The 25982-nt window shown below is 74.5% G+C and carries 25 protein-coding genes and 1 pseudogene; 13 read left to right on the top strand and 13 right to left on the bottom strand.

The annotated features are described in order from the left end of the window. Positions 1-69 precede the first annotated feature (69 nt). Both ung and E4198_RS00555 read left to right on the top strand, forming a co-directional pair. On the top strand, positions 70-750 hold the full coding sequence (gene ung, locus E4198_RS00560) for a uracil-DNA glycosylase (protein ID WP_136181379.1): 681 nt from the start codon (positions 70-72) through the stop codon (positions 748-750). A gap of 60 nt (positions 751-810) precedes the next feature. Beyond that, a complete protein-coding gene (locus E4198_RS00555; RefSeq protein ID WP_136181378.1) occupies positions 811-1296 on the top strand; it encodes a tetratricopeptide repeat protein in 486 nt (161 codons plus the stop codon). Here E4198_RS00555 and E4198_RS00550 read toward each other — a convergent pair. Beyond that, positions 1284-1547, bottom strand: coding sequence for a hypothetical protein (locus tag E4198_RS00550; RefSeq protein ID WP_136181377.1), 264 nt, complete (start codon positions 1545-1547; stop codon positions 1284-1286). The genes E4198_RS00555 and E4198_RS00550 overlap by 13 nt on opposite strands. Before the next feature lie 359 nt (positions 1548-1906). On the opposite strand from E4198_RS00550, the gene E4198_RS00545 reads away from it, so the two are divergent. Continuing rightward, complete coding sequence (locus E4198_RS00545; protein WP_136181376.1) at positions 1907-2812, top strand: Gfo/Idh/MocA family oxidoreductase; 906 nt, start codon at positions 1907-1909, stop codon at positions 2810-2812. 36 nt (positions 2813-2848) lie between these two features. Here E4198_RS00545 and E4198_RS24730 read toward each other — a convergent pair whose 3' ends face one another. Further along, positions 2849-3853, bottom strand: coding sequence for a DMT family transporter (locus E4198_RS24730; RefSeq protein WP_247597490.1), 1005 nt, complete (start codon positions 3851-3853; stop codon positions 2849-2851). Between the two features lie 321 nt (positions 3854-4174). On the opposite strand from E4198_RS24730, the gene E4198_RS00535 reads away from it, so the two are divergent. Both E4198_RS00535 and E4198_RS00530 read left to right on the top strand, forming a co-directional pair. Then, positions 4175-5329 (top strand): CapA family protein, encoded by a 1155-nt coding sequence (locus E4198_RS00535; RefSeq protein WP_136181375.1) that lies wholly within the window; start codon positions 4175-4177, stop codon positions 5327-5329. 72 nt (positions 5330-5401) lie between these two features. Next, positions 5402-6616 (top strand): CapA family protein, encoded by a 1215-nt coding sequence (locus tag E4198_RS00530; protein WP_136181374.1) that lies wholly within the window; start codon positions 5402-5404, stop codon positions 6614-6616. 75 nt (positions 6617-6691) lie between these two features. On the opposite strand, the gene E4198_RS00525 is transcribed toward E4198_RS00530, so the two are convergent. From E4198_RS00525 to E4198_RS00510, 4 genes and pseudogenes are all read right to left on the bottom strand, one after another. After that, positions 6692-7582, bottom strand: a complete 891-nt coding sequence (locus E4198_RS00525; RefSeq protein ID WP_136181373.1) for an undecaprenyl-diphosphate phosphatase — start codon at positions 7580-7582, stop codon at positions 6692-6694. A 156-nt stretch (positions 7583-7738) separates the two neighbouring features. Beyond that, positions 7739-7961, bottom strand: a pseudogene (locus E4198_RS25245) (AraC family transcriptional regulator); the annotation flags it as partial. A gap of 594 nt (positions 7962-8555) precedes the next feature. After that, complete coding sequence (locus E4198_RS00515) at positions 8556-9368, bottom strand: VTT domain-containing protein (protein ID WP_136181372.1); 813 nt, start codon at positions 9366-9368, stop codon at positions 8556-8558. Between the two features lie 93 nt (positions 9369-9461). Next, positions 9462-9935 carry a DUF4442 domain-containing protein gene (locus E4198_RS00510; protein ID WP_136181371.1) on the bottom strand — a complete coding sequence of 158 codons (474 nt, stop codon included), beginning with the start codon at positions 9933-9935 and terminating at the stop codon, positions 9462-9464. A gap of 125 nt (positions 9936-10060) precedes the next feature. On the opposite strand from E4198_RS00510, the gene E4198_RS00505 reads away from it, so the two are divergent. Continuing rightward, positions 10061-11446, top strand: coding sequence for an MFS transporter (locus tag E4198_RS00505; protein ID WP_136181370.1), 1386 nt, complete (start codon positions 10061-10063; stop codon positions 11444-11446). On the opposite strand, the gene E4198_RS00500 is transcribed toward E4198_RS00505, so the two are convergent. Then, the gene (locus tag E4198_RS00500) at positions 11386-12231 is read right to left on the bottom strand and encodes a fused MFS/spermidine synthase (RefSeq protein WP_136181369.1); all 846 of its coding nucleotides are present in this window, start codon (positions 12229-12231) and stop codon (positions 11386-11388) included. The genes E4198_RS00505 and E4198_RS00500 overlap by 61 nt on opposite strands. A gap of 107 nt (positions 12232-12338) precedes the next feature. On the opposite strand from E4198_RS00500, the gene E4198_RS00495 reads away from it, so the two are divergent. After that, the gene (locus tag E4198_RS00495) at positions 12339-12872 is read left to right on the top strand and encodes a gamma carbonic anhydrase family protein (RefSeq protein ID WP_136181368.1); all 534 of its coding nucleotides are present in this window, start codon (positions 12339-12341) and stop codon (positions 12870-12872) included. 109 nt (positions 12873-12981) lie between these two features. Continuing rightward, positions 12982-13716: an acyltransferase gene (locus E4198_RS00490; protein ID WP_136181367.1), complete on the top strand. Its 735-nt coding sequence runs from the start codon at positions 12982-12984 to the stop codon at positions 13714-13716. A gap of 170 nt (positions 13717-13886) precedes the next feature. On the opposite strand, the gene E4198_RS00485 is transcribed toward E4198_RS00490, so the two are convergent. Next, on the bottom strand, positions 13887-14750 hold the full coding sequence (locus E4198_RS00485) for a DMT family transporter (protein ID WP_136181366.1): 864 nt from the start codon (positions 14748-14750) through the stop codon (positions 13887-13889). A gap of 113 nt (positions 14751-14863) precedes the next feature. Here E4198_RS00485 and E4198_RS00480 point away from each other — a divergent pair, with 113 nt between their 5' ends. Beyond that, positions 14864-15436: an XRE family transcriptional regulator gene (locus tag E4198_RS00480; RefSeq protein ID WP_136185093.1), complete on the top strand. Its 573-nt coding sequence runs from the start codon at positions 14864-14866 to the stop codon at positions 15434-15436. 85 nt (positions 15437-15521) lie between these two features. Here the strand turns inward: E4198_RS00480 and E4198_RS00475 are convergent, their stop codons facing one another. Next, positions 15522-15935 (bottom strand): CoA-binding protein, encoded by a 414-nt coding sequence (locus tag E4198_RS00475; RefSeq protein ID WP_027764748.1) that lies wholly within the window; start codon positions 15933-15935, stop codon positions 15522-15524. 61 nt (positions 15936-15996) lie between these two features. On the opposite strand from E4198_RS00475, the gene E4198_RS00470 reads away from it, so the two are divergent. The 3 genes from E4198_RS00470 (at position 15997) to E4198_RS00460 (ending at position 21119) form a co-directional block, all read left to right on the top strand. After that, positions 15997-16692: a YigZ family protein gene (locus E4198_RS00470; protein ID WP_136181365.1), complete on the top strand. Its 696-nt coding sequence runs from the start codon at positions 15997-15999 to the stop codon at positions 16690-16692. 90 nt (positions 16693-16782) lie between these two features. Next, entirely contained in the window at positions 16783-17958 is a 1176-nt protein-coding gene (locus tag E4198_RS00465; RefSeq protein WP_136181364.1) for an exonuclease SbcCD subunit D, read from the top strand. After that, on the top strand, positions 17955-21119 hold the full coding sequence (locus E4198_RS00460) for an SMC family ATPase (protein ID WP_136181363.1): 3165 nt from the start codon (positions 17955-17957) through the stop codon (positions 21117-21119). Before E4198_RS00465 ends, E4198_RS00460 begins: the two co-directional genes overlap by 4 nt. Before the next feature lie 57 nt (positions 21120-21176). On the opposite strand, the gene E4198_RS00455 is transcribed toward E4198_RS00460, so the two are convergent. Beyond that, positions 21177-22895, bottom strand: a complete 1719-nt coding sequence (locus E4198_RS00455; protein WP_136181362.1) for a DUF885 domain-containing protein — start codon at positions 22893-22895, stop codon at positions 21177-21179. Positions 22896-22972: 77 nt separating this feature from the next. Then, positions 22973-23446 carry an Lrp/AsnC family transcriptional regulator gene (locus E4198_RS00450; protein WP_136181361.1) on the bottom strand — a complete coding sequence of 158 codons (474 nt, stop codon included), beginning with the start codon at positions 23444-23446 and terminating at the stop codon, positions 22973-22975. Between the two features lie 59 nt (positions 23447-23505). On the opposite strand from E4198_RS00450, the gene E4198_RS00445 reads away from it, so the two are divergent. Continuing rightward, the gene (locus E4198_RS00445) at positions 23506-24717 is read left to right on the top strand and encodes a PLP-dependent transferase (protein WP_136181360.1); all 1212 of its coding nucleotides are present in this window, start codon (positions 23506-23508) and stop codon (positions 24715-24717) included. Here E4198_RS00445 and E4198_RS00440 read toward each other — a convergent pair. Both E4198_RS00440 and E4198_RS00435 read right to left on the bottom strand, forming a co-directional pair. Beyond that, entirely contained in the window at positions 24632-25276 is a 645-nt protein-coding gene (locus E4198_RS00440; RefSeq protein WP_136181359.1) for a GNAT family N-acetyltransferase, read from the bottom strand. The two genes, E4198_RS00445 and E4198_RS00440, sit on opposite strands and share 86 nt — an antisense overlap. A 124-nt stretch (positions 25277-25400) precedes the next feature. Continuing rightward, positions 25401-25928, bottom strand: coding sequence for a DUF1990 domain-containing protein (locus E4198_RS00435; RefSeq protein ID WP_136181358.1), 528 nt, complete (start codon positions 25926-25928; stop codon positions 25401-25403). Positions 25929-25982 lie beyond the last annotated feature (54 nt).

Below are 25982 nucleotides of genomic sequence, written 5' to 3'. Positions count from 1 at the left end.
CCGGTACCTTCGGTTCCGGCGCGTGGGAACACCAAGCGGAACGCGCCTGCATCTGACGGAGGTTGACGCGTGATCGGCATGCTGCCCGGATCCTGGCAGGACGTCCTCGGCGAGGAGCTGGACGAGGACTACTTCACCGAACTCACCGAGTTCGTCGAGAAGGAACGAGCGGCGGGACCGGTCTACCCACCCCGCGACGAGGTCTTCGCCGCCCTCGATGCCACACCCTTCGACCAGGTCAAGGTACTCGTGCTCGGTCAGGACCCCTACCACGGTGCCGGCCAGGGCCACGGCCTGTGCTTCTCCGTGCGTCCGGGTGTACGGACCCCGCCTTCGCTGCGCAACATCTACAAGGAGCTGCGGGACGACCTCGGCCACCCGGTGCCCGACAACGGCTGCCTCACCCCGTGGGCGCGGCAGGGCGTCCTGCTGCTCAACTCCGTGCTGACGGTGCGTGAGGCCGAGCCCAACTCGCACAAGAACCAGGGCTGGGAGAGGTTCACCGACGCCGTGATCCGCGCCGTGTCCGACCGCGAGCAGCCCGCCGTGTTCGTGCTCTGGGGTGCCTACGCCCGGAAGAAGCTCCGTCTCGTCGACACCACCCGGCACGCCGTCGTCGAGGGGGCCCACCCGTCCCCGCTCTCGGCGAAGAAGTTCCTCGGCTCCCGCCCGTTCAGCCAGATCGACGCGGCCCTGCGGGCCCAGGGCCACGACCCCGTCGACTGGCGCATCCCCGACCTGGCCGCCTGACCGCCACCCCGCCACCTCCCACGCGGGACCCGTTGGCACGCACATCGTCGAGGAGCAGCCATGACCGCAGCAGCGCCCCAGCCGTCGCAGGGCGAACCGACCACGCGCATCGGTCAGGCGGTGATGCTCCACCACGCCGGAGACCGTGAGGAGGCCCGCAGCCGCTTCGCCGCGCTGTGGGAGGAGACCTCCGCAGCGGACGCCTTCCACCGGTGCACCATCGCCCACTACATGGCGGACACCCAGGACGACCCGGCCGACGAACTGGCCTGGGACCTGCGGGCGCTGGCCGCCGCCGACTCGCTCACCGAGGACCACGCAGCCCGGGGCGAGCACGCCGTCGCGGTGCGGGCCCTGTATCCCTCCCTGCATCTCAACCTCGCCGCCGACCATGTCAAACTCGGCGACCCGGGCGCCGCGCGCCGCGAGCTGGACCGCGCGCGGCACGCGGCGCACGTGCTGCCCGACGACGCCTACGGCCGGGGCGTCCTCGCCGCGATCGACCGGCTCGGCCGGAGACTGGAGGAGCCGGATCAGCGCCCGTAGGCCCGCTCGCAGGCGTCCTGCGGGGCGCTGCCCGCGTCCCAGCCGCCGTACCGGCGGCCGAGGTCGCACATCCCCGCGCCGCCCGGCAGCCCCGGCATGTCCCCGGGCCGCAGGGCCGGGGACCGCCGTTCCGCGGCGCCCCCGGGAGCGGGCCGCCCGGCCGGTCCCTCCGCCTCCGGCACCTGCGCGGCCGCCCCGCGCTCGGCCGCTTCTTCTTCCGGTACGGCGCCGGGCCGGGCCTCGTACCGCACGGACGCGCCCGGCGCCGGGGCCGGGCGTGACAGCCCTTCGTGCGGCGAGGGCCGGCCCGCCCGCGACAAACCACCCCCGTCCGCCGCTTCCGGCGCGTCCGCCGCTCGCGAAGAACCGGGGCCGGGGGACCCGTGCGGTTCCCCCTTCTCCCGGACCGTCACACAGCCCGTCACCGCCACGACGGACACGCACCCCAGCACCACGGCTCCCGTCATACGTCTCACCCCCGCAACCCTGCACGTCGGCGGGGTGCCGTGACATTCCCCGGGAGAGTGAAAACGCGGGCGTCGAGGTGCCGCCGCCGGGTACATCCACCACGCGGCAGCCGCCGCCCTCACCGAACGGACCAGGAGCACCCGTGAAGATCGGCATCATCGGGCTCGGCGCGATCGCCCGCAAGGCCTACCTGCCGGTGCTCACCGCACAGCCCGGTCTCGAGCCGCACCTGGTGACCCGCGACGCCCGGGTGCTCGGCGAACTCGGCGACGCCTACCGCGTCCCTCCCGCGCACCGCCACGCCACGATCGAGGGTCTCCTCGACGCCCGCCCGGACGCGGCGTTCGTCCACGCCGCGACCCCGGCACACCCCCGACTCGTCGGCCGCCTGCTCGACGCGCGCGTCCCCACCTATGTCGACAAGCCGCTCGCCCGCCACCTGGCCGACGCGGAGACACTCGTCGACAGCGCGGAGTCAGCCGGAATCCCCCTCGCCGTCGGGTTCAACCGCCGCCACGCGCCGTGCTACACGCAGTGCCTGGAGCACCCACGCGACCTGATCGTCCTCCAGAAGCACCGCGTCGGCCTGCCCGAGAGCCCGCGGCACATGATCCTCGACGACTTCATCCACGTCGTCGACACCCTGCGCTTCCTCGCTCCCGCCCCCCACGACCAGGTCACAGTCCACGCCCGGGTCCGCGACGGGCTGCTGCACCACCTGGTCCTGCAGCTCGCCGGGGACGGCTTCACCGCGCTCGGCGTCATGAACCGGCTCTCCGGATCGGCGGAGGAGATCCTGGAGGTCTCGGGGCAGGACACCAAGCGGGAGGTCCGCGACCTGGCCGAGGTCGTCGACCACAAGGGGCAGCCCAGCGTGCGGCGCCGCGGCGACTGGGTGCCCGTCGCCCGGCAGCGCGGCATCGAGCAGGCCGTCCTCGGCTTCCTGGACGCCGTGCGCGCCGGGCGGCCGCTGTCCGCCCGCGACGCGCTGCTCACCCACGAACTGTGCGAACGCGTGATCCGTGCGGTCGAGGAGCAGTCCGTCTGACGTGGTGACGGCCCCGGGGCGGACATCCGCCCCGGGTCAGCTCCGGCAATGCGCCGGGTGCGGCACGGCCGTACCGTCCGCCCGGCCCTCGCCCCGCACCGCCGCCGGGTCGAGCCCCGCCGTCAGCGGCACCAGCGCCCCGGCGGCCTCCGGCCGCGCCACCGGCGCGGGGATGACGACCGCTCGGGCGGCCGCCGCCCGCCGCTGCCGCGCCACGTTGTCGGCCGTGAGGACGAACAGCCCCCAGCCGGTCACCACGGCGCCCAGCAGCGCGGCCACCGCACCCGGAGCCCCGTAGCGGAAGCCCTCGTCCAGCAGCAGAATGCCCACCGCCCCGGCCACCACCGGATTGACCACCGTCGCCGTGGCGAGCGGCGTGGCCAGGCCGCCGCCCCGGTACGCCGCCTGCGAGGTGGCGAGACCGGTGACCGCGAAGACCGCGATCAGGCCCAGCACCGGAACGGCCCGGGCCGGCGACGTCAGCGCCCAGCCCTCCGCGACCGCCTTCACGCACACCGAGGCCGTGCCGAACGCGACCCCGGCTGCGGTCGCGAGGGCGATGCTGCGCAGGCCGGTGCGCCCCGTCCGGCTCAGCACCGTCGCGCAGCCGACCAGCAGCAGGACGCCGGCCGCGGCGACGCCGGTCACCGCGTACTGGCCGCCGGCGCCCAGCGGTTTCGAAGCGTTCGCGCCGGTGAACAGCAGCACCGCCGCCAGCCCCAGCGTCACCAGGCCGATGCCCCGCCAGGCCCTCCTGCCGACCCGGCGCTTCACGGTCAGCGCGGCAAGCGGGGCCACGATCACGATGGTCAGCACTCCCAGGGGCTGCACGACCGTCAGCGGACCCAGCCCCAGCGCCGCCACGTGCAGCAGCGCGCCCGTGCCGTTCAGCACGACCGACACCCACCAGCGGCCGTTGCGCAGCAGCGCGAAACGGCTCGGGTCGGTCGTCGACGCGATCCGCTCCTGGACGATCGCCGCTCCCGCGTAGGCGACCGCCGAGAGGACCGCGAGCAGGACCGAGGCGATCAGCGTGTTCACCGCCGCGCACCTCGCTCCGACCAGAAGACGTCCATACCTCCACCATGGACCCGTCGGACAGCGAATGCGTCCTCTGGCGGTCCCGATCTCTCCTACCCCCACAGGAGTACGCCTCAGCCCCACGTACATCCCACAGCGGACCCCGGCCCGACACCGGCTCCGACGCCGCGCCGCCCTCGGCCCGGCCCCGCCGCTAGCCCGTCCCCCTGACGTTCCTCCCCCCGACGGACCTCCCGGCTGTCGCGTTCCCTCCGCCCGCTTCAGGGTGCGAAGCAGGAGCCCGTCACGGGCACGCACGCCGAGGAGAGGCGAGGAACAGTCATGGGACGCATACGACGGCCGGTACGGCTCGCGGGAGTGCTCACGCTCTGCGCCGCGCTCGCCTCGTGCAGCCAGACGCGGACCGGCACCGACGCGGCCGCCGGCGACCGGGACGAGCAGCGGATACCCGCGGCCCGAGCCGCCGACGCGGAACCGTTCACGCTCGTCGCCTCCGGCGACGTCATCCCCTACCCCTCGATCATGCGGCAGGCCCGGCAGGACTCCGGGGGCGAGGGTCACGACTTCACCCGCATATTTGCCGGCATCCGCCCCGTCGTCGCACAGGCCGACCTCGCGCTCTGCCACATGGAGACCCCCTACGGCGACGCCGACGGCCCGTTCACCGGCTACCCTCTCTTCCGCTCGCCGCCGCAGCTCGCCGAGTCGCTGCGCGCCACCGGGTACGACAGCTGTTCCACCGCCTCCAACCACACTCTCGACGCCGGTATGGAGGGTCTGACCCGCACACTGCGGGCGATGGACGAGGCAGGACTCGAGCACGCCGGCTCCGCGCGGTCGTCGCGCGAACGGAACAGCCCCACCCTGCTGAAGGCCGGCGGCGCCACCGTCGCCCACCTCTCCTACACCTACGGCACCAACGGCATACCGGTGCCCGACGGCAAGCCCTGGGCCGTCAACCTCCTCGACCCGCGGAAGGTCGTCGCCGACGCCCGCGCCGCACGGAAGGCGGGCGCCGACGTGGTCGTCGCCAGCGTCCACTGGGGCACCGAGTGGCAGCAGAAGCCGGACGCGCGGCAACTGCGCCTCGCGAAGCGGCTGACCGCCTCTCGCAGCGACGGGCGGCGCGACATCGACCTGATCCTCGGCACCCACAACCACGTGCCGCAGGCCTACGAGAAGGTCAACGGCACCTGGGTCGTCTATGGCCTCGGCGACCAGGTCGCCAGCTTCATCCCCTCCATGTACCGGGGCAACGAGGGCTCCACCGCGCGCTTCACCTTCACCCCGCCCGAGCGCGCGGGAGAGCCCTGGACGGTCTCCGAGGCCGGCTTCCTGGTGACGCACTCCGACACCGGCCCGCCGTTCCGGGTGGTCCGCGCGACCGAGGACCGCTTCCCCGCGGTCCGGCAGCGCGTTCGCGAGGCCGTACTCAGCCGCGGCGCTGCCGACGACGGCCTCACCGAAACCCGCTGAACGGCACCCGCCGCCCCGACACCGCCCCGCCCCGACACCGCGCCCACCGCCCGCACCCTCCGGAGATGCCGCATGCCCACGCACCACCACGGAAGAGACCGCACCCGCCACCCCCGCCACCGCGTCGCCCTCGCCTGCGCCGTCACCGCGCTCCTCACAGCGCTTCCAGCCTGCGGGACGGACCGGGCCGGCGACGACGGCGCAGCCTCGGACGGCGGCAGGAGCCGGGACGCCGCAGCGGCCGCCCACCGCGAGTCCGCAGAAGGGTTCACCCTCCTCGCCACCGGCGACATCCTTGCGCACGACTCGATCATCCAGCAGGCACGGCGCGACGCGGGCGGCAAGGGCTACGACTTCCGGCCCATGCTCGCCGCCGCCGAACCCCTCGTCTCGGCCGCGGACCTGGCGGTCTGCCACATGGAGACCGTCTACGGCGCCGACGGCGGCCCCTTCACTGGTTACCCCGCCTTCCAGACGCCGCCACACGTGGCCGAGGCCATCGCCGCCACCGGGTACGACAGCTGTTCCACCGCCTCCAACCACACCTTGGACGCCGGCCCGGAAGGTGTGCGCCGTACCCTGGACGCCCTCGACGAAGCGGGGGTCCGGCACGTCGGCTCGGCGCGTTCCGCGAAGGAGGACGTCGAGCCCGTCCTGCTGGACGCGGGTGACGCGAAGGTGGCCCAGCTCGCCTACACCTACGGCACCAACGGCATACCAGTGCCGCACGGCAAGCCCTGGCTCGTCGACCTCCTCGACCCGCGGAAGGTGGTCGCCGACGCCCGTGCGGCCCGGAAGGCCGGCGCCGACGTCGTAGTGGTGTCTCTCCACTGGGGGACCGAGTGGCAGCAGGAGCCGGACACGGACCAGCTGCGGCTGGCCAAGGAGCTGACCGCGTCGCGCAGCGACGGGCGGCGCGACATCGACCTGATCCTCGGCACCCACAACCACGTGCCGCAGGCCTACGAGAAGGTCAACGGCACCTGGGTGGTCTACGGACTCGGCGACCAGGTCGCCGGAGTGATGAACGACCCGCGCGGCAGCATGGGCAGCGCCGCCCGCTTCACGTTCGCCCCGCCGCGGCGCGAGGGCGGCGCGTGGCGCGTGCGGAAGGCGGATTTCACGCCGTTCCTGATGGCGAGTGAGCCACGCTTCCGGCTGGTCGACCTCACCGGTGAGGAGGCCCGCGGATCCGGCCGCCCGCAGTACACCGCGGCGCTGAACGGCATCCGGGAGGCCGTGCTCGCCCGCGGCGCCGCCGACGACGGCCTCACCATGACCCCCTGACCCGCGGCCTCCTCCGTGGCGGCGGCACGGCGGCGGCTGGGTCTCGGGGCGGTGTCGGCTCGGTCTCGGGGCGCCTCAGCGCGAGCCCTGCCCCGACCCCACGTCACCCGCCTCGTGCGGAGTGAGCACGCCCAGCGCGATGAGGACGAAGATCACCACCCCCAGCAGCACCCGGTAGATCACGAACGGCATGAAACTCCTGGTGCTGATGTACCGCATGAACCAGGCGATGACCACGTAGGCGACTGCGAACGCCAGCACGGTGGCGAAGAGCGTCGGCCCCCAGGACACGTGCCCCTCGCCGATCTCCGTGAGTTCGTAGAGTCCGGACGCCAGCACCGCGGGGATGGCGAGCAGGAAGGAGTACCGGGCGGCGGCCTCGCGGGTGTAGTTCATGAACAGCCCCGCGCTGATCGTCGCCCCGGACCGCGACACGCCCGGCACCAGCGCGCACGCCTGCGCCAGCCCGTAGAGCAGGCCGTCCTTCACGGTCAGGTTCTCCAGCGTCTTGGGCGCGCGGCGCGCACGGTGCCGCCCGCCGCGCTCCCGCCGGGCCGACACCCGGTCCGCGACGCCCAGGATGACGCCGACGCCGATCAGCGTGGTGGCGATCAGCCGCAGGTCACGGAACGGCCCCTCGATCTGATCCTTCAGCGTCAGCCCCAGCACGCCGATCGGGATGGACCCGACGATCACCAGCCAGCCGAGTTGCGCGTCGTGGTCCCGGCGCATGGCCCGGTCGGTCAGCGACCGGAACCACGCGGTGACGATCCGGGCGATGTCCTTGCGGAAATAGATGAGCACGGCCGTCTCGGTGCCGATCTGGGTGACGGCGGTGAACGCCGCGCCCGGGTCCTTCCAGCCGGCGAACGCGGCCGTCAGCCTCAGGTGGGCGCTGGAGGAGATGGGGAGGAATTCGGTCAGCCCCTGGACGAGCCCGAGGATGAATGCTTCGAACCAAGACATGGAATTCCCGTGCGTCCCCGAGGTGTGCGCTGTTCGCGAGCCGGTGCGAGTCGGACCCGCGCCACTCTAGGACAGACGGCGTCACCTTCCGTCGACGGAAGGTGACGCGTGGGCGGCGGGCCGGTGACGGGTGGATGACGGGACGGCGGTGCCGCGTCACGCCGCGTACGCGGTCGGCGGCACGCCACCGTCGCGGTGAAGTCGCGGACCAGGTGGGCCTGGTCGCTGTACCCCGGCTCCGCCGGCAGCCGCGCCCAGTCCCCCGGCCCGGAGGACTCCGCCCGCTCCAGCGCCTCGTGGATCCGGTAGCGGAGGATCACCCACTTGGGGCCCACACCGCCTGGGCGGCGAACAGCCGTTGCAGGGCGCGGACCGATACGGCCGGAGCGCCGCGGCCGGCGCGTGACGGCGGAACCGGACGCGGGCGAAGAGGCCGTGCGCGTCGACGATGCCGCGGGTGTCGCGCCGTGGACCTGCCATGTCCCGATCCTGGCGGCCAAGCGCGACGCGGACTTTCTCCGCCACGCCCGTCTACCTGCACGGCGACTGGCGGGCGCGTTTTCCGTGCGAGACCGGCGCCCTGCCTGGTGCGCGCCTGGGCGCAGCCGGGCGCCGAGGAGGGCACGGCAGGTTCCATGGGGCTGCCCGCGCGCACGCTGGGCGCCATGGTCCTGCTCGACCTCAGCGTGCACCCCTGGGACCTGGCCCGGGCGGTCGGGCTGGACTACACGGCGGGCACGGCGGGGCTGGGCGAGTTGGAGGACCTCGTCGCGCAGATGGGGTCGACCGCGCGTTCGATGGGCGCCTTCGGCGAGCCGTACCCGTTCCCGGCGATGCGGGGCGTTTCGAGAGGCTGTTGGTCGCGGTGGGACGCGACCCGCGATGGGCGCCGCCCGCGCGGTGACGCGGGCGGGCTGGGAGGCGTGGGCGGGGAGGGCCGGAGCGGAGTGCCCCGGGTGGGGGGGCGGTGGCCTCAGGCGGCCTGGGCGGCGAGAACCTTCTCCTCCTCCGCCGCCACCCGCTGGGCGTCGAGCGGCTGCGGTGCCTCGGTGGCCGCGTCGGCAGGGACGCCCGCGGCCCGTGCGGTGGCCGCCCGCATCTTGGCGCGCTTGCGCCAGGCGAAGACGACTCCGCCGACACCGGACACCGCGATGAAGCCGAACGCGACCATGAACGCCGGGGAGTTCGGCGTGCCGGCCTGGCTGCCCGCCACCACGTACGCGGCGGTGTTGGGGATCGAGCCGAGGATGGTGGCCGAGAGGAAGGCCGGCCAGCTCATGCGGGAGACGGCCGCGGTGAAGTTGGAACCGGCGAACGGAATACCCGGAAGCAGCCGCATGATCAGCATGGTGCGGAATCCGTGGCGGCTGAGCTGCCGGTCCGCCTTGGTGAGCAGCTTGTGCTTCAGCAGCGGACGCAGGGCGTCCTGGCCGAGCAGGCGGCCCATGCCGAACGAGATTCCGGCGCCCACGGCGGTGCCGGCGAGCGCGGCGCCGAGGCCGAGCTGCGCGCCGAAGAGGGCGCCTGCCGCCAGGTTGAGGAAGGGGCGGGGGAGGAAGGCCGTCGTGCACGTGCCGTAGGCCGCGGCGAAGAGCAGCACGGCCAGCGCACCGGACAGCTGGGCGATCCCGCCGTCGGTGATGAGGCGCTGCGGCTCGAAGACCAGAACCAGGGTGGCGGCCGTGGCCAGCAGCACGATCAGCAGGCCGAAACGGGACCAGGGGGAGAGGAGCGTCTGTGCCAGGCGGGCGGGGAAACCCGCGGGCTGCGCGACAGAAAGGGACATCTCGGGGAGAGTAACCCACGACCTCGGACCCGCAACGTGACGCGGGTCACGCCCCCCGGTGGCCCCTTTCGGTGTGGCGTTCTGACCAGCCGGTCAGTCCTTCGGACGCAACGTCCAGATGATGGACATCTCGCCCGTCGTCTCGCCGTCCTCGCGCGTGATCACGACCCGCACCGGGAACTCCGGACGCCCGCCGGCGTCCAGCTCGGCGACGACCTCGGCGGCCGGCCGCCCCAGCTCCGCCGTCGCCGTGACCGGTCCCATGGCCAGCTTGCGGTACGCGATCTCCGCGCTGACCGCCAGCGGCACGGCGCGGGAGAGCTGGTCGCCGAAAGCGGCCAGGACGATCGCACCGCTCGCGGACTCCGCGAGGGTGAACATGGCCCCGGCGTGCGGCCCCCCGACGTGGTTGTGGAAGGCGCTCTGGTCCGGCAGTGAGAGCACCGCGCGTTCGGCCGTGGTCTCGGTGAACTCCAGGTTCAGGGTGCGCACCATCGGCACAGTGGCCGCCAGCAGCTCGCCCCAGGACTGCGTGTCGCCCGTGGAGGGCGCGGATTCCGTCGTCATGGGCGCACATTACCACTGGGTAACTTGTTGGGGTCGGTCGCTCGCGCCGCAACCGCCGCCGCGCGGTCCAAGCGACCGGAAACCGGGCTGCGACGTGCCCGGCACGGCCCGTAGGGTTGCCGCCCATGTGGCAGGCGGACCAGCACGGCGGCGACCCCGAGGCGCCGTCCGGACCAGCGAAGCGGCCGACCCGGGCGACCTGGGCCGGCCGCAACTACGCCCTGCTCACCGCCGCCGCCGTCGTCACCGGTCTCGGAAACTCCGGCGCCCTCGTGGCGGCCGCCTTCGCCGTCCTCGCGGCCGGCGGCGACGGCACTGACATCGGGCTGGTCGCCGCCGCCCGCACCGTTCCGCTGGTGCTGTTCCTGCTGGTCGGCGGCGCAGTGGCCGACCGCCTGCCCCGCCACCGGGTCATGGTCGCCGCGAACGCCCTCAACTGCGCCTCGCAGGGCGTCTTCGCCGCACTGGTGATCACCGGGCAGGCCCAGCTGTGGCAGATGGCCCTGCTGTCCGCCCTGGGCGGAACCGGCCAGGCGTTCTTCGCCCCCGCGTCCGAGGGCATGGTGCTGGCCACGGTCAGCGGTGAGCAGTCCTCCCGCGCCTTCGCCTTCTTCCGCATGGGTGTCAACGGCGCCAACATCGGTGGCGCGGCTCTCGGTGGCGCGCTCGTCGCCGTCGTCGGACCGGGCTGGGTCCTGGCGGCCGACGCCGCGGCGTTCGCCGTCGCCGGACTCCTCCGCGCCCTGCTGGACCTCAGCGGCGTTCCCGAACGGGGCCCGGGGGGCGGGCTGCTCGCCGACCTGCGGGACGGCTGGCGCGAGGTCGTCTCCCGGACCTGGCTGTGGGCGGTGGTGGTCCAGTTCGCGGTGGTCAACGCCGTCGTCGCCGCGGCGGAGGCGGTGTACGGTCCCCAGGTCGCCCAGGAGCACCTGGGCGGGGCCGGCCCCTGGGGTGTCGCCCTGGGCGCGTTCGGCGCGGGCACGGTCGGCGGCGCGCTGCTGATGACCCGCTGGAAACCCCGCCGCATCCTGCTCACCGGCGCCCTGTGCGTTTTCCCGCTCGCTCTGCCGTCCGCCGCGCTCGCGGTGCCGGTGTCCGCCGCGGCGCTGATCGGGGTCATGTTCGCCACCGGCCTGTTCGTGGAGGTGTTCGGGGTGACGTGGATGATGGCCCTGCACCAGGAGGTCCCCGAGGAGAAGTTCTCCCGCGTCTCCTCCTACGACTGGTTCGGCTCCCTCGCGATGGTCCCGGTGGCGACCGCTCTTGCCGGGCCCGCCGAGGAACTCGTCGGCCGGCCGGCCGCACTGTGGTCCTGCTCCGCGGTGATCGTGCTGCTCACCGCGGCGGTCCTGTGCGTGCCCGACGTACGCCGCCTGGAGCGCCGCACGGTTCCCCGCGACGTCGCGGACGGCACCGGGGCTGTCGGGCAGCCCGTACCGCCGCAGGCCTCTCAGCCGATGCCGAAGGAACCCTCCGGCGGTACCGGGGACGGCGCGGCCGCGTCCTCCTGAACCGGGATCGCCCCGCCCCGCAGAGCCTCCAGCTCCGCACCCGGGACGACCCGCGCGGGGAACGGATCCGCCGCCGTGCGCCGCGCCAGCAGGGGCGGCGGCAGTTCGCCGTCCGAGGCGAGCAGCAGCACGTTGCCGAACCGCCGCCCGCGCAGCACCGCCGGCTCCGCCACGACGCACACGCGGGTGAACGCCGCGCGCCACGTGGCGATCTGGGAACCGAGAAAGCCGAAGGGCGCCGCGTCCGCGAGATTCGCCGCGTAGATCCCGCCGGGCCGCAGCGCCCGCGCCGCGGCCCGGGCGCAGCCCACCGTCGTCATCTGCGGCGGCACCCGGTTCCCGCCGAACACGTCCGCGACGACCACGTCTGCCGACGCCGGGGGAGAGGACTCCAGGGCCGCGCGGGCGTCAGCCGCCTCCACCGCCGTCCCGGCCCCGGCCGGCAGCGGCAGGAACTCCGCGACCAGCGCCGACAGTTCCGCGTCCGACTCGACGACCCGCTGCCGCGACCCCGGCCGGGTGTGTGCGGCGTAGCGCGGCAGCGTCAAACCCCCGCCGCCCAGGTGCAGCACGTCCAGCGGCGCCCCCTCGGGCCCCGCGAGATCGAGTACGTGGGCCAGCCGCCGCACGTACTCGAACTCCAGGTGCAGCGGATCGTCCAGGTCCACGTACGACTGCGGCGCCCCGTCGACGGTCAGCATCCACGCCCGGCGGCGGTCGACGTCGGGCAGCAGTTTCGCGGTACCGCCGCCCACCGGGCGGCAGACGGCTGCGGGCTCCTCCACCGTCCCATTGTGCGGTCCTCGATCACCCCTCGGTGCGTCGCCCCCGCTCCAGTAGGCTGCCGGGGTGGGGTGGCACCTCGCCGAGAGACGCGGAACGGGAGACATCGATGACGGAGAACGCACTCGTCATGACCGTCGGCGGCCATGGGCCCCGGATCCACCCGGAGGCGTTCACCGCGCCCACCTCGGTCGTCCTGGGCGAGGTCGCCCTGGAAGCCGGAGCGAGTGTCTGGTACCACGCGGTGCTGCGGGCGGACTGCGGCCCGATCGTGCTCGGCGCGGACAGCAACATCCAGGACAACTGCACCGTGCACGTCGACCCCGGCTTCGCCGTCACCGTCGGCGCCCGCGTCTCCGTGGGGCACAACGCGGTCCTCCACGGCTGCACCGTGGAGGACGACGTCCTGATCGGCATGGGAGCCACGGTCCTCAACGGCGCACGGGTCGGGGCGGGTTCGCTCGTCGCCGCCCAGGCGCTCGTCCCGCAGGGGCTCCAGATCCCACCGGGCTCGCTGGTCGCCGGCGTCCCGGCGAAGATCAAGCGCGAACTCACCCCGGAGGAACGCGAGGGCATCCGCGCCAACTCCGACATGTACCTCGAACTCGCCCGCCGGCACCGCGAGGCGACTCCCGTACGTTGACCGCCGCCCCGCACGGCAGGCGCGCGCGACGCCCCGGCGGGCGACGCTGCGGGAAGGATCACAGGCCCGGCGCGGGGTGGGACGGCCGCCCAGCCGCTACCGTGAGGCGGTGCGACCGATCGGTAACCTGTTCTCCGCGCTGGCCTCCCGCGCCGTGCACGCCGCGTGGCGCCGCGCCCAGCACCTCGGCGCCGTCACGGCGCAGCGTCCCGGACCGTACACCTTCCGCGCCTTCGGCCCCCACAGCCGCCTGGCGTTTCCGCAGGGCACAGTCTTCGGCGCGCCGTGGATGGAGATCGGCGACCACTGCGTCATCGGTCAGGACGTGACCCTCACCGCGGGCATGATGCCCGGCCTGGACCTCGGAGACGACACCGTGCTGACTCTCGGAGACGGCGTCGTCGTCGGCCGCGGCAGCCACCTCATCGCCGACGCCTCCGTCACCCTGGACGACGACGTCTTCTGCGGCCCGTACGTCTACATCACCTCCACCAACCACTCCTACGACGACCCCGGCGCTCCCGTGGGACGCCAGTGGCCGCGCACCGCACCCGTACACATCGGCGCCGGCAGCTGGCTGGGCGCGGGCGCCGTGGTCCTGCCGGGCGCCCGCCTGGGCCGCAACGTGGTCGTCGCCGCCGGATCGGTGGTGCGTGGCGAGGTGCCCGACCACGCGGTGGTCGCCGGCGCCCCGGCCCGGGTGGTGCGCCGCTGGGACGCCGCGCACGGCTGGCAGCCGCCGCTGCGCACCCCGCCGCCCGAGCCGCTGCCCGACGGCATCACGGCCCGGGAACTGCGCGCACTGGCGGCATCCGAACGCAGCGCCGCGGGCACACTGGAATGAGAACGGCCGGCGGCAGGGCGCCGCGCGGCACGGGCACCGGGACGGGAGGCGCCGTGAGCGGCCGCACGCTGCGCATACTCCTTCTGGCGGCCATCGCCGTCCAGGGGTTCGCCCTGCTGCTCTACGCCGTCCAGCGTTTCTGACCCGCGCGCCCGCTCCCCCCTCCGCGCTCAGCCGGAGGCCAGCAGTACCGTGCCCACCAGCGCCAGCCCCGCCCCGGCGGTCTGCACACCGCGCAGTCTCTCCTTGAGCACGCCCCGCGCCGCCAGCGCCGTGACCACCGGATAGAGCGAGGCGAGCACTGCCGCGACGGTCACCGGACCGTGCTGCGCCGCCAGTACGTAGGTCCCGTTGGCCGCCACGTCCGCGAGGCCGACGAAGGCCAGCGCGGGAAGCTGGGAGCGAAGTACCGGCACCCCGCCCTCGGGCAGCGCGGGCGCGCCGCGCCGCATCTGCACCAGCAACGCCCCGCCGCCGACCGCGATGTTGCACAGCCGCTGCACGAACAGCGCGAGGAACAGCCCCGTGATGCTGGTCGAGGCGTGCTCGATGAGCGCCATCACGGCACCGAAACCGAAAGCGGAGACCAGCGTCAGCAGCAGCGTCTGCCGCTGTACCGGGGCGCCGCGCAGCTCCGGGCCGCCGGCCAGCACCACCCCGGTGACGGCGACGAGGATGCCCACGGCCTGCGTCCAGCCCGGGCGCTCGCCCAGGGCGAGCCCGGCGCCGACCGGCACCACCACGGCGAGTGAGGCGAGCGGTGAGACCACACCCATCGGCCCCTGCGCGAGCGCCTTGTAGAAGGAGAGCATCGCCACTGGCCCCACCACGCCGGCGGCGACCGCGAACCACAGCTGCGGGCCCCACTCGTTCCAGCCTCCGGTCGCCACGACCACGGCGCCCAGTACCAGCGCGGCGAGGGTCTGCGACACGACCACGACGGTGAGGGCGGACATGCGCCGGGTCAGCAGCCCGCCGCCGAAGTCGGCCAGCCCCCACATCAGGCTGGTCGCCAGCGCCAGGGCTGCGGTCATGACGGCACCTCGCAGTACAGTGTGGTGAACGGTTGGGTCCAGCACACCGTAGTACGGCGGACTGGACTCTGTCATGCAGAATAGTGGACCACGACTGGACGGTGCGCCCGCACGTGACGGACCTCGACCACCTCACGCAGTCCCTCGCCCGCAACCTCAGGCGATGGCGGCAGGAACGCGGCTTCACCCTGGACGCCCTCGCCGCCCGGGCGGGCGTAAGCCGGGGCATGCTCATCCAGATCGAACAGGCCCGCACCAACCCGAGCGTCGGCACCGTCGTCAAGGTCGGCGACGCGCTGGGCGTGAGCATCACCACCCTGCTGGACTTCGACCGGGAGCCCCAGGTCCGCGTCGTCCCGCCGGACCAGGCAGTGCGCCTGTGGTCCACGGACGCCGGGAGTCACAGCACCCTCCTGGCGGGAGCCGAGGCCCCCGGCCCCCTGGAGCTGTGGCACTGGCGGCTGATGCCGGGGGAGGGCAGCGCCTCCGACCCCCACCCCCAGGGCACGACGGAACTCGTCCACGTCACCGCCGGCGAACTCATCCTGACCGCCGACGGCGAGGACTACGCGCTGCCCGCGGGGACCTCGGCGTCCTTCGAGTCCCACGTACCGCACGGCTACCGCAACGACGGCACGCAGCCCGTGGAGATGACCATGGCGGTCGCCGTGCCCCCGCCCCGGTAAAGCCTCCGCCCGTCCCGGTCCCGCCTGAACCCCACCCGGGCGGGAGGGCCCCGGCGTGCCCGTCGGCCGAGGGCGGAGGCCGCGTTCAGCCCAGGCCGAGCCGCGGAATCTCGATGGCCGGGCACCGGTCCATCACCATGTCCAGCCCCGCCGCGCGCGTCCGCTCGTACGCCGCCTCGTCGACCACGTCCAGCTGGAACCACACGGCCTTCGCGCCGGCCGCCACCGCCTCGTCCGCGACACCGCCCGCGAGGGAGGAGTTCACGAACACGTCCACCACGTCCACCGGGAACGGCACGTCGGCCAGCTTCGCGTACCCCGGCTCGCCGTGCACGGTCTCCGCCCGCGGATGGACGGGCACCACCCTCTTGCCGAACCGCCGCAGCACCTGAGCGACGCCGTAGGCGGCCCGCGAGGTGTTGCCGGACAGCCCGACCACCGCCCAGGTGTCCCCGGAGGAGGTCAGGACGCGCCGCATGGTCTCCGTCTCGCTGCTCATGCCGTGCACAACCCGCGCACCGGCCCGCGGCATTCCCCCGCCGCCCGCATAGGCTGCCGTCATGCCGCACGAACGGGACCGGAGCGACGAGAAGCAGGACGGCTACCTCACCGTCGCCGCCGAGGGCGTGCACGAGACGGAGGTGAACCGCTCGCGGTTCCGCTGCCTGCTGGCCCCGGCCGCCACCGAGGAGCAGGCCCAGGAGGTGATCGCCCGCGTCCGCCGTGAGCACCCGACCGCGAGCCACCACTGCTGGGCGTACGTCATCGGCGCCGACGCGGGCGTGCAGCGCTCCGGCGACGACGGCGAACCCGGCGGCACCGCCGGACTGCCCATGCTCCAGATGCTCACCCGTCGCGAGACCCGCTGCCTCGTCGCCGTCGTCAGCCGCTGGTTCGGCGGCACCAAGCTCGGGGCGGGCGGACTCATCCGCGCCTACGGGGGCGCCGTCGGTGCCGCCCTCGACGCGGTCGGCACCGTGGAGCGGCGCCGCTGCCGCCTCGTCACGGTCACCGTCGGCCACGAACGGGCCGGGCGCCTGGAGAACGACCTCCGCGCCGCCGGTGACGCGGCCGTCCTCGACGTGCGCTACGGCGCGGAAGTCACCCTCGACCTCGCGCTGCCGGCCGCAACGGTGGAGGACTTCCGCGCCCGGCTCGCCGACGCCACTGCCGGCACCGCCCGCCTCGAACTCGGCGGCGACACCTACGCCGCGGGCGGCACGCCCCCCGTCACCGGAGGCGGCACGGCCGCCTGACCCCCCGTCGGCTGCGGACGGACCCGTCGGTTCCGGGACGCCGCAGGCCGCGAAAGACGATGTCAGTGGCCGCACCTAGAGTCTGTGACCATGCGTCTGCTGCACACCTCGGACTGGCACCTGGGCCGCTCCTTCCACCGCGTCGGGCTGCTCGACGCCCAACGCGACTTCCTCACGCACCTGGTGGCCACCGCCGAGGAACAGCGGGTCGACGCCGTCCTCGTCGCGGGCGACGTCTACGACCGGGCCGTGCCGCCGCTGGCCGCCGTGGAACTCTTCGACGACGTCCTGCACCGGCTCGCCGCCCTCGGCATCCCGACCGTCATGATCTCCGGCAACCACGACTCGGCCCGGCGCCTCGGCGTCGCCTCCGGCCTCATCCGCAGCGCCGGCGTCCACCTGCGCACCGACCCCGCCGGCTGCGGCACCCCCGTCGTCCTCCACGACGAGCACGGCGACGTCGCCTGCTACGGGTTGCCCTACCTCGAACCGACGCTCACCCAGACCACGCTCGGCGCCGGGCAGCGTAGCCACGAAGCCGTGCTGACCGCCGCGATGGACCGGGTGCGCGCCGACCTCGCCGGCCGCCCCGCCGACACCCGGTCCGTCGTCCTCGCGCACGCCTTCGTCACCGGCGGCCGGCCCTCCGACAGCGAACGCGACATCACCGTCGGCGGCGTCGAGTCCGTGCCCGCCGCCGTCTTCGACGGCGTCGACTACGCAGCCCTCGGCCACCTCCACGGCTGCCAGACCCTCACCCCGCGGGTGCGCTACTCCGGTTCGCCCCTGGCCTATTCCTTCTCCGAGAGCGAGCACCGCAAGTCCATGTGGATGATCGACCTCGACGCGGAGGGCGCGGTACGCGCCGAGCGCCTCGACTGCCCTGTCCCGCGCCCCCTCGCCCGCCTCCGCGGCACCCTCGACGACCTCCTCGCCGCCGAAGCGCACTCCCGGCACGAGGACGCCTGGGTGGAGGCCACGCTCACCGACGCCGTCCGCCCCTCCGAACCCATGGCCCGCCTGGCCCGCCGCTTCCCGCACGTCCTCAGCCTCGCCTTCGACCCCGAGGGCGCTCCCGACGACCCGCACACCGGGTACGCGGCCCGTGTCCGCGGGCGCACCGCACAGCAGATCGCCGAGGACTTCGTCCTGCACGTGCGCGGCGGCCGGGCCGCCGACGCCCACGAACGCGGCCTGCTCGGCGACGCCCTGGACGCCGTCCGTGCCCGGAGCACCGAGACCGCGGGAAGCGGAGCCGCCCGATGAGACTCCACTCCCTGACGCTCACCGCGTTCGGTCCCTTCGCCGGCACCCACCACGTCGACTTCGACGACCTGTCCGCCGGCGGGCTGTTCCTGCTGCACGGCGCGACCGGCGCCGGCAAGACCTCCGTCCTCGACGCCGTGTGCTACGCCCTGTACGCCGCCGTGCCCGGCGCCCGGCAGCAGCCCGGCGGCGTTCTCCGCAGCCACCATGCCGACCCGCACACCGCCACCTGCGTCGTCCTCGACCTCACGGTGGGAGACCGCCGCCTGGAGATCACCCGCGCCCCCGACCAGCTCCGTCCCAAGAAGACGGGCACCGGTTTCACCCGGGAGCGCGCCCGGTCCACCCTGCGTGAGCACGACCCCTCCACCGGCGGGTGGAAGGCGCTCAGCCTCTCCCACCAGGAGATCGGCGAGGAGATCACGCAGCTCCTCGGCATGAGCCGCGACCAGTTCTGCCAGGTCGTCCTGCTGCCGCAGGGCGACTTCGCCCGCTTCCTGAGGGCCTCCGCCGAAGAGCGTGCCAAGCTCCTCGGCCGCCTCTTCGACACCGCCGCCTTCGCCGCCGCCGAGGAGGAACTCGCCCGGATGCGCAAGGAGACCGAGCAGGACGTCTCCGAGAGCGACCAGGCCCTCACGGGCTACGCCCACCGCATCCGCCAGGCGGCCGGTGCCGACATCCTCGCCGACCTGGAACAGCCCGGCGGAGCCGATGAGCCGGCCCGCGCACGGCGACCGGCCGCGTCCGTACCCGACCCGCGCACCCCCGCCGCGACCGCTCCCCCCGCATCTGCCTCCGTCCCCGCTTCTGCCTCCACCCCTGCCGACGGCGAGACCACCGCACCCGCCACCACCGACGGGCTCCTCGCCTGGGCCGCGCAGGCCCGCTGCACCGCCCGCGAACGGCACGAGATCGCCGTACTCGCCTCCCGCGCCGCCGACGCCCGTCACGAAGCCGCCGCCCGCGAGGCCGAGCAGACCCGTGAACTCGACCGCCGCCGGCGCCGGTACGCCGAAGCCCGGCAGCGCCACACCGCCCTCGAGGCCCGCGCGGTCGAACGTCGTGACGCCGCCGCACGCCTCGCCGCCTCCCGCGCCGCCGACACCGTCGCTCCTCTCCTCGACCACGGCGACCGGGCCGCCGCCGACCACGACCGCGCCGCGGCGGCGGAGGCGCGCGCCCGCCACGACCTTCCCGCCGACGTCGCCGACGCCGGCCCGGACCGGCTCACCGACCTCGAACGCGCCACCCGCCGCGACCTCGGCGCCCTGGAAGCGGCCCGCCGCTCCGAGCAGCGCCGCACCGACCTGCACGCCCAACTCGCCACCCTGGAACGTGAAGCCCGCGCCGACGAGGAGGGTCTGCGCGAAGCCGCCGCCTGGCTCGCCGACTGGGACGCCACCCGCGCCGCACTCCAGCAGCGCGTGGACGCCGCGCAGGAGGCCGCCACCCGGGCCGAACACCTGGACGGCCGCCTGGGGACGGCGCGCCGCAGGCTGGAGGCCGCCCACCGGCGTGACCGGCTCGCCGAGGAGGAACCCCTGGCCGGCGCGGCGCTCCTCCGCGCCCGCGAGGAGGCCGCAGACGCCCGCGAGAACTGGCTCGACGTCAGGAACCGCCGGCTCGCCGGCTACGCCGCAGAACTCGCCACCGCCCTTCGCGACGGCGAACCCTGCGCGGTCTGCGGTGCCACCACCCACCCCGACCCGCGCGAGCCCGCCGACGACCACGCCGACCAGCGCGCCGAGGACGCAGCCCTGGACGCCCACCAGCGCGCCGACACCGCCCGCGAGGAAGCCGCCGGCCGGCTGCGCACCCTCCGGGACCACCTCGCCGCCGCCCGCGCCGAAACCGGCGACGCCACCCACGCCGCCCTCGAACAGGCCGCGACCACCCTGGAGGAACAGCACGCCGCGGCACGCACCGCCGCCGGCGGGGCCCACTCCGCCCGCGAGGCCCTCGACAGCGCCGACCGCGAACACGCCCGCCGCCGGTCCGCGGCCCAGGACGCCGAACGCCGCAGCGCCGCCCGCGCCTCCCGCCGTGAAGCGCTCCAGGTCGAGGAGGCAGCCCTCACCCGTGAACTGGAGCGCTTCCGGGCGGGGACCGGCACCTCCCGCACCACCGGCGCCGAGGGAACGCTCGCCGAGCACGCCGACCTCCTCGAACGCCGCGCCCGGCTGCTCGCCACCGCGGCCGACGCCGCGCGCACCCGTCTCACCGCGGCCCGCCATCAGGACGACGCGGACACGCGCCTCGCCGAAGCCCTGCGGGCAGCCGGCTTCCCCACCCGCGAAGCCGCCCGGGACGCCTTCCTCGACGCTGCCACGCAAAGCCGTCTCCAGCGGGACCTCGACGCCTGGCACACCGAGGAGAAGGCCGTCGCCGACGCCCTCTCCGACCCCGAACTCCTCGCGGCGGCCCAGGCACCCCCGGCCGACCCTGTCCGTGCGGAGACCGCCGCACGCGAGGCCGACCTGGCCCGGCGCCTCGCGGACACCGCCCTGGACGCCGCCCGCGCCCGGTGTCGCGAACTCGACGAACTCGGCGCCCGGGCCACCGCTCAGATCCGCCGCACCGCGCCGCTGCGCCGGGTGCACGAACGCGTCGCCGCCCTGGCCCACCTGGCGGCCGGCACCTCCGCGGAGAACCGGCACCGGATGCGCCTGGAGACCTACGTCCTCGCCGCACGACTGGAACAGGTCGCCGCCGCGGCCAGCGCCCGCCTCGCGCGCATGTCCGCCGGCCGCTACACCCTCGTGCACTCCGACGAACGCGCCTCCGGGCGCGGCCGCTCCGGCCTCGGCCTGCACGTCGTCGACTCCTGGACGGGGGTGCAGCGCGACACCGCCACCCTCTCCGGCGGCGAGACGTTCTTCGCCTCCCTCGCCCTCGCCCTCGGCCTCGCCGACGTCGTCACCGACGAGGCCGGCGGCACCCGCCTCGACACCCTTTTCATCGACGAGGGTTTCGGCAGCCTCGACGAGCAGACTCTCGACGAGGTCCTCGACGTCCTCGACGCACTCCGCGAACGCGACCGCTGCGTCGGCATCGTCAGCCACGTCGCCGACCTGCGCACCCGCATCCCGGTCCAGCTGGAGGTGCTCAAGACCCGTACCGGTTCCACCGTGCGCCACCGCGCCGCCCCGCTCACCTCGTGAGCGGTGGCGGCGGCCCGGCGCGCGCAGCGCGGAGGAAGGCCGTGCGCGCCGGGCGGCTCAGAGCGCCGACAGCTCCGCCACCAGGTCGTCGAGCCCCAGCGACCCCTGCGACAGGGCCGCCATGTGCCAGCGCTTGGCGTCGAACGCGTCGCCGTGCGCCGCCCGCGCCGCGTCCCGGCCCTTCAGCCAGGCACGTTCGCCCAGCTTGTAGCCGATCGCCTGCCCCGGCATCCCCAGGTAGCGCACCAGCTCGCTCTCCACGAAGTCCGCCGGACGCCCGCAGTGCATGCCGTAGAACTCCTGCGCCAGCTCAGGTGTCCACCGCTCGCCCGGACGGAACGGCGAGTCCGCCGGAATCTCCAGCTCCAGGTGCATGCCGATGTCCACGATCACCCGCAGCGCCCGCATCATCTGCGCGTCCAGGTAGCCCAGCCGGCGCTCCGCGTTCCGCAGGAACCCCAGCTCGTCCATCAGCCGTTCCGCGTACAGCGCCCACCCCTCCGCGTTGGCGCTGACCATCCCCACCGTCGTCTGGTAGCGGGACAGTTCACCGGCGACATGCGTCCACTGCGCCAGCTGGAGATGGTGGCCCGGCACGCCTTCGTGGTACCAGGTGGACACCAGGTCGTAGACCGGGAACCGGGTCTCGCCCAGCGTCGGCAGCCAGGTGCGGCCCGGGCGGGAGAAGTCGAGCGACGGCTGCGTGTAGTACGGCGCCGCGGCACTGCCCGGCGGCGCGATCCGCGACTCCACCCGCTTGACCCGCTCGGCCAGGTCGAAGTGGGTGCCGTCCAGCGACTCGATGGCCTCGTCCATCAGAGCCTGCAGCCAGTCCCGGACCTCCTCGACCCCCTCGACGGCCTCGCCCGCGGTGTCCAGATGGCGCAGCGCCTCCCACGGCGTGGCCGCACCGGGCAGCACGTTCTCCGCCTCGGCACGCATCTGAGCCAGCAGCCGGTGGAACTCCGCCCAGCCGTACGCGTACGCCTCGTCCAGATCCAGGTCCGCGCCGTTCCAGTACCGGGACCACCGGGCGTACCGCTCCCGGCCCACCGTCTCCGGGGCGCCCTCGACGGCCGGCCCGTACACCTTCACCAGCCACGCGCGCAGCTCCCGCACCGCCCCTGTGGCCTCGCCGGCCGCGGCGGCCAGCTCCTCGCCGAGCCGTTCCGGGCCCTCACCGGCGAACGAGACGAACCAGCTCTCCCCGCCGCCCTCGCCGGTCCACTCGGCCAACTGCCCCACGACCGTGGCGACCTGCCGCGGACCCGCCGCCAGACCCCGTTCCAGACCCTGCGCCAGCGACGCCCGGTAGCCCTCCAGCGCGGCCGGGACCGCCCGCAGCCGCCGTGCAACCGCCGCCCAGTCCTCCTCGGTCTCCGACGGCATCACCGTCAGCACGCCGCGCACCGCGTGCACCGGCGAGTGCAGGTTGCTGACCGCCCGCAGGCCCTCGCCCGCATCGTGCAGGGCCAGTTCGGCGGACAGCCGCTCCCGCAGCAGCCGGGCACACCGTCGTTCCGCGTCGCTGCCGGCCCGCGGACGCTGCTCGGCCTCGGTCAGCCGCGCGAGCGTGTCACGGCCCAGCCGGGCCAGTTCCTCCTGCCCGTGCGGCGAGAAGTCGGGGAGTCTGCTGTGGCTCTCGGACACACCCAGGTACGTTCCGGTGATGGGGTCGAGCGCGACGAGGGCGTCGACGTACGCGTCCGCGACCTGGCGGGGGAGTGGCCCCTCGGCGGACTCGGTGGACTGCGCGGCATTGGTTGCATCGGACATGCGGTCCATCCTCGTACGCGAGCGAGCCCCACGTCACGCCCATCGGCCGCCCCCGTTCGTGATCGGGTGCGCCGCGGTCAGGCGGGCGGGAGCAGCGGACCGCACGCCCACTGCTGGAAGATGAGCCGGGTCTCCACCCGCGCCACCTCCCGCCGGGAGGTGAATTCGTCGAGCACCAGCCGTTGCAGATCGGCCGTCCCGGTGACCGCGACGTGCACCAGGTAGTCGTCCGGGCCGGTCAGGTGGAACAGCGCCCGCGATTCCGGCAGCGCGCGGATGCGGTCCACGAACGGCCCGATCAGCTCCCGGCGGTGCGGCCGTACCTGCACCAGCAGCAGCGCCTCCAGCGACCGCCCCAGCCGCGCCGGGTCCAGCCGCAACTCATGCCCGAGGATGACCCCGCTGCGCCGCAGCCGGCCCACCCGGTCCAGACACGTCGACGGCGCGATGCCGACCGCGGCGGCGAGGTCCCGGTTGGTGGTCCGGGCGTCGTTCTGCAACAGGCGCAGAATCTCCAGATCCACCGGATCCAGAGCGACGGAATCGGTCATACTCCGAACGTAGCACGGCCGGATCCCGCTAAGTACCGGTCGCTGTTCAGTATCGGAGCATGGAGACGACCACTGCGGCCACCCGATCGCTGGCCACCGAAGCCGTGCACGCCGGACGCGAGGACCTCGCCGCCCTCGGCCTGCACGCGACGCCCCTGGACCTTTCCACCACCTACCCGTCGCACGACAGCCGCGCCGAGGCCGCCCGCATCGACGAGTTCGCCGCCACCGGTGCGCGCCCGGAAGGGCCGCCGGTCTACTCCCGCCTCGACAATCCCACCGTGGCGCGTTTCGAGGACGCCCTGGCCCGTCTCGAGGGCACCGAGGCGGCCGTGGCGTTCGCCAGCGGCATGGCCGCCCTCACCGCCACCCTGCTGGTACGCGCCTCGGCCGGACTCCGCCACGTCGTCGCCGTACGCCCGCTGTACGGCTGCAGCGACCACCTGCTGACCAGTGGCCTGCTCGGCACCGAGGTCACCTGGGTCGACCCGGGCGAGATCGCCGAGGCGATCCGCCCGGACACCGGCCTGGTCATGGTCGAGAGCCCCGCCAACCCCACCCTGGCCGAGCAGGACCTCGCCGCCGTGGCCGAGGCCGCCGGCTCGGTGCCGCTGCTGGTGGACAACACCTTCGCCACCCCCGTTCTGCAGCGGCCGTGCGAGAGCGGTGCACGGCTGGTGCTGCACAGCGCCACCAAGTACCTCGGCGGACACGGCGACGTGCTCGGCGGCGTCATCGCGTGCGACGAGGAGACCGCCCGGCAGCTCCGCCAGATCCGCTTCGCCACCGGCGGCGTGCTGCACCCGCTGGCCGGATACCTGCTGCTGCGCGGCCTCTCCACGCTGCCCGTCCGGGTGCGTGCCCAGTCCGCGACCGCCGCCGAACTCGTCCGCCGGCTGACCGAGGACCCCCGCGTGACCCGCGTCCACTACCCGAGGATCGGCGGCGCCATGGTCGCGTTCGAGGTGGCCGGCGACCCGCACGAGGTCATCTCCGGCGTGCGGCTCATCACCCCCGCGGTCAGCCTCGGCAGCGTCGATACGCTCATCCAGCACCCCGGCTCGATCAGCCACCGCATCGTCCCCGAGGACGACCGGCGCAGCGGTGGGATCGACGAGAAGCTGCTGCGCATGTCGGTCGGCCTGGAGGACGTCGAGGACCTGTGGCACGACCTCGACGTGGCGCTCAGCGGAGCCGGCAGCGTCGTCCCAGCCCCGGCGGACCGGCAGGCCGCGCCGGCCCACACGGTGCCGGAACCCGCGATGCCGTGACGACGACGGCGTCCTCCTCGTGACGGAACTCCAGCGGCAGCCCCAGCGTGCGCAGCACCGCCGCCGCGCCGGAAGCCGGTCGTGTCGCGACGGTGTAGACCCGGCCGAGCCCGCGCTCTCCGGCCGTGCTCACCAGCCGCCGCAGCAGCCCGGCGCCGACGCCCCGCCGCTGCCAGGAGTCCGCCACGAGGAGGGCGGCCTCCGCCTCGTCCGCGCCGTCCCACAGCAGGTGCCCCAGGCCGACCACTGCGCCGTCGGACCGGAACGCGCCCAGGGTGTGGCCCATGTGCGGAGCGAGCAGGTGCGACAGCAGCACGTCGGCCTCCCCGCGCAGCCGCGCGCCGGTCGCCGCGCCCGGCGCCCGGTAGCGGGCCCGCAGCGCGGCGTCGGAGCAGAGAGCGTGCAGTGCCGTCACGGCGTCCGCGTCGCGGACGTCCACCGGCCGCACCGTGAGCGTGTCGCCGCCGCGCGGCAGCAGCACGTCCCGCGGGGCGTGCCCGGCGGACCGTCCGCGCCGCCGGCTGCCGGGGCGGTTGCCCGCAGTCGTCGTCTCGTCCACCCGGCCACGTTCGCCCGGCCGTGTTGCCGCGTCCTCACCGTGGTGTGACGACGGGGTGAAATCCGCCCAGCCCGGGGCCGGTCGGGCGCCTCGCCGCTCCGGCGGGACGTTTCGGGGAGCCCTGTCAGTCCCCGGCACGTCCGCCCTCCCGCACCAGTCGCCGCAGCACGGTCCCGCACCGGTCGGCGTACCGGCGCTGGAACACCGGCACCAGCCCGCCCGCGGCGCGCGTCCACCACACCGCGGGCCGGCTGAAGGCCAGGACCGTCAGCCACACCGTGCCCGAGCCGTCGCGGGTGACGACGAACGCCTCCTCCCCGCACTGCGGGTGCCCGGCCAGCGTGCCGTACGCCCAGCCCGTGCGCCGCCGTTCGTCAAGCGTCCACACCACCCGGCACGGCGCGTGCAGCCGTAACGGTCCGATGCCCAGCCCCACGCGTACCCGCGCGCCCTCGACGGCCGACTCGGCGTCGGCGTCGACGCGCACTCCCATCGCCCGGTGCATCCGCCACCCGGACACCGCGCACGCGGCCGTCCGGAAGTCGGTGTCGCCCTCACCGATCCGCGTCCGCACCCACAGCCGGGAGAAGCCCTCCGGCTGCCGGTCCGTCGCGGTCGCCCCCACGTCCGCGTAAGTGAAGTCCCCATCCACGGCGCCAGTATGGCGCGGGCCGCGCGTCCGCGGGGAGCCCGGCCCCCGAACGGC

Source organism: Streptomyces sp. RKND-216 (assembly GCF_004795255.1).
GTDB lineage: Bacteria > Actinomycetota > Actinomycetes > Streptomycetales > Streptomycetaceae > Streptomyces > Streptomyces hazeniae.
Note: the sequence above shows the minus strand (reverse complement) of the source record. Positions and strands in the feature narration are given on the sequence as shown.

What these genes read in the sequence shown, in the direction of transcription:
- E4198_RS00505 (WP_136181370.1), top strand. Translation starts at nt 10,061, where the DNA reads ATGTGGCAGGCGGACCAGCACGGCGGCGACCCCGAGGCGCCGTCCGGA.
- E4198_RS00465 (WP_136181364.1), top strand. Translation starts at nt 16,783, where the DNA reads ATGCGTCTGCTGCACACCTCGGACTGGCACCTGGGCCGCTCCTTCCAC.
- E4198_RS00495 (WP_136181368.1), top strand. Translation starts at nt 12,339, where the DNA reads ATGACGGAGAACGCACTCGTCATGACCGTCGGCGGCCATGGGCCCCGG.
- E4198_RS00525 (WP_136181373.1), bottom strand. Translation starts at nt 7,582, where the DNA reads ATGTCTTGGTTCGAAGCATTCATCCTCGGGCTCGTCCAGGGGCTGACC.
- E4198_RS00475 (WP_027764748.1), bottom strand. Translation starts at nt 15,935, where the DNA reads ATGAGCAGCGAGACGGAGACCATGCGGCGCGTCCTGACCTCCTCCGGG.
- E4198_RS00510 (WP_136181371.1), bottom strand. Translation starts at nt 9,935, where the DNA reads ATGACGACGGAATCCGCGCCCTCCACGGGCGACACGCAGTCCTGGGGC.
- E4198_RS00485 (WP_136181366.1), bottom strand. Translation starts at nt 14,750, where the DNA reads ATGACCGCAGCCCTGGCGCTGGCGACCAGCCTGATGTGGGGGCTGGCC.
- E4198_RS00515 (WP_136181372.1), bottom strand. Translation starts at nt 9,368, where the DNA reads ATGTCCCTTTCTGTCGCGCAGCCCGCGGGTTTCCCCGCCCGCCTGGCA.
- E4198_RS00530 (WP_136181374.1), top strand. Translation starts at nt 5,402, where the DNA reads ATGCCCACGCACCACCACGGAAGAGACCGCACCCGCCACCCCCGCCAC.
- E4198_RS00535 (WP_136181375.1), top strand. Translation starts at nt 4,175, where the DNA reads ATGGGACGCATACGACGGCCGGTACGGCTCGCGGGAGTGCTCACGCTC.
- E4198_RS00445 (WP_136181360.1), top strand. Translation starts at nt 23,506, where the DNA reads ATGGAGACGACCACTGCGGCCACCCGATCGCTGGCCACCGAAGCCGTG.
- E4198_RS00460 (WP_136181363.1), top strand. Translation starts at nt 17,955, where the DNA reads ATGAGACTCCACTCCCTGACGCTCACCGCGTTCGGTCCCTTCGCCGGC.
- E4198_RS00555 (WP_136181378.1), top strand. Translation starts at nt 811, where the DNA reads ATGACCGCAGCAGCGCCCCAGCCGTCGCAGGGCGAACCGACCACGCGC.
- E4198_RS00450 (WP_136181361.1), bottom strand. Translation starts at nt 23,446, where the DNA reads ATGACCGATTCCGTCGCTCTGGATCCGGTGGATCTGGAGATTCTGCGC.
- E4198_RS00455 (WP_136181362.1), bottom strand. Translation starts at nt 22,895, where the DNA reads ATGTCCGATGCAACCAATGCCGCGCAGTCCACCGAGTCCGCCGAGGGG.
- E4198_RS00470 (WP_136181365.1), top strand. Translation starts at nt 15,997, where the DNA reads ATGCCGCACGAACGGGACCGGAGCGACGAGAAGCAGGACGGCTACCTC.